The organism is Enterococcus sp. DIV1298c (assembly GCF_017316315.1).
In the GTDB taxonomy this organism is placed as follows: domain Bacteria; phylum Bacillota; class Bacilli; order Lactobacillales; family Enterococcaceae; genus Enterococcus_B; species Enterococcus_B mangumiae.
The window spans coordinates 1-1,951 of record NZ_JAFLWG010000090.1; the positions used below are offsets into that span (position 1 = coordinate 1).

Sequence of the window (1,951 nt, forward strand, 5' to 3'; positions counted from 1 at the left end):
TCCACTTTATTATAGAGCCATAATAACTAGGTTTTTTTATTTTTTTTCAAAAAAACTAAATTACAATTCTGCATTCAAAATCTCATTCGCGATCTCATCAGTTGTTATCAAATCAGTAATCAAATGATTGATACACGCATAGTAAATCCCTGACCACTTTTCTTTTTGATATGCAATGGCAATCACTTGTGGAATTTTCTTCAAATCTTCGATGCTGATACCGATCACATTGGTATTTGACAAGTGATTGACTTCTTTTCCTTGTTTATCGAAGAAGCGAGAATTGATATCACCAACGATATCCAGTTCAAGAAGCTCAGCGATATCTTTGTCTGTAATATAGCCCATGTCTTGCATCGTATTTCTGTGTTGTGGGGAAGAGATACTGACGATTGCCATATCGACATGTTTGGCTTCTTCCAACACTTCTTTGATGTTTTGATTGTTCTCCAGCACTTTTTTTGCAGAGGGATCATTGATCAAAGCGGGTGCATATAAATATTTAGATGAGCTTCGTGTTTTTTTCGCAAATTCATAACATAGATGATTCGAATGAACTTCAAAATTATCTGTACCCATTCCACCAATCAGGGGAATAAACACTTTATTTTGATAAGATTCAAATGGAAATTGTGAGACTAATGCTTGGATTGATTTCCCCCAAGACAGTCCAATCGAATGGACTGTCTCGATTTTATTTTTGATCGATAAGGCGGCTGTCTGACCGAGCAATTTTTTGATCTCAGAAGTAGATAAATTATTTGTATCGATAACAGTGGCTGATTTTAAACCAAATTTTTTTTCCAATTGATTTTCTAGATTGACGGAATAAACTTCTTCGCTATTGAAGAAGAATTCAATGAATCCTTGATTTCTGGCAGCAACTAACCATTTTGAAATCAAGGATCGAGAAACGCCCATTTTCTTTGATATTTCGACTTGTGTCAAACCTTCTTTGTAATAAAGGGTAGCAACTTTGATTAAGTTTCGTTCTTCAGATTTATTCATTTTTTTCTCCTTTGTGGTCACTGGATTCTTCGTAATATTACATCAATTTTATACCAAATAATTTAAAAATAAAAGAAAATACCATTTGACAAGAAATGTGTCACTTGATATTATGAGTCCGAAGGTATCAAATGACACAAATCGTGTCTTTTGATATTAAAGAGCAAATTTTATCATAGGAGGAAGGTTATGGATTTTTTAGTAAAGCTTTCAGACGGTTTCATCGGGATGTTCCAAGCTGGAGCAGACACATTTATGGGGTTTCTGACTGGGATAGTGCCGCTTTTGATTACTTTGATCTTGTTTGTAAACGCTTTAATCAAGATCATCGGTGAAGACCGAGTATTTGGATTTATGCAAGTATGTACAAAATTCATGATTCTTAGATACACTTTGATTCCATTTTTAGCTTGTTTTTTCCTGACAAACCCGATGTGTTATACATTTGGTCGCTTTTTAAAGGAGGAACATAAAGCAGCGTATTATGATTCAACAGTTTCCATGTTACATCCGATCGTTGGACTCTTTCCTCATGCGAACTCAGCAGAGTTATTCGTTTTCCTGGGCGTCGCTTCTGGATATGCTCAAGTAGGAAATCAGAGCGAATTGGGCTTACGCTACCTCTTAGCGGGTTTTGTGATTATTTTGATTCGTGGGATTTTGACTGAAAGAATCGCCGCTGTATTAGCAAGTCGTGACAAGAAAAAAGCTGTGAATGCCTGAATGAAATAGGAGGAGAGCGAATGGGAAATAAAGTAATCGTTAATAAAGGAAATGGTGGCTGGGGTGGACCTTTGACCTTAGTTCCTGATCATAAAAAGAAATATATCATCAGTGTCACAGGTGGAGGCATCCATCCTGTAGCGGAAAAAATTGCAGAATTAACAGGAACGACCGCAGTTGACTCATTCAAAAATCCAGTTGAAAAAGAAGAAACACTTGC

Annotated in this window: 2 protein-coding genes and 1 pseudogene; 2 read left to right on the forward strand and 1 reads right to left on the reverse strand. The window is 36.1% G+C overall.

Annotated features, from left to right (window positions below; translation table 11 throughout):
* Positions 1 to 60: 60 nt before the first annotated feature.
* Positions 61 to 1,008 (reverse strand): sugar-binding transcriptional regulator, encoded by a 948-nt coding sequence (locus tag JZO83_RS14200; RefSeq protein ID WP_207116127.1) that lies wholly within the window; start codon positions 1,006 to 1,008, stop codon positions 61 to 63.
* Positions 1,009 to 1,197: 189 nt separating this feature from the next.
* On the opposite strand from JZO83_RS14200, the gene JZO83_RS14205 reads away from it, so the two are divergent.
* Both JZO83_RS14205 and JZO83_RS14210 read left to right on the forward strand, forming a co-directional pair.
* Positions 1,198 to 1,731: a PTS glucitol/sorbitol transporter subunit IIC gene (locus JZO83_RS14205; protein WP_206858672.1), complete on the forward strand. Its 534-nt coding sequence runs from the start codon at positions 1,198 to 1,200 to the stop codon at positions 1,729 to 1,731.
* A 20-nt stretch (positions 1,732 to 1,751) separates the two neighbouring features.
* Positions 1,752 to 1,951, forward strand: a pseudogene (locus tag JZO83_RS14210) (PTS sorbitol transporter subunit IIB); the annotation flags it as partial.

What these genes read in the sequence shown, in the direction of transcription:
- JZO83_RS14200 (WP_207116127.1), bottom strand. Translation starts at nt 1,008, where the DNA reads ATGAATAAATCTGAAGAACGAAACTTAATCAAAGTTGCTACCCTTTAT.
- JZO83_RS14205 (WP_206858672.1), top strand. Translation starts at nt 1,198, where the DNA reads ATGGATTTTTTAGTAAAGCTTTCAGACGGTTTCATCGGGATGTTCCAA.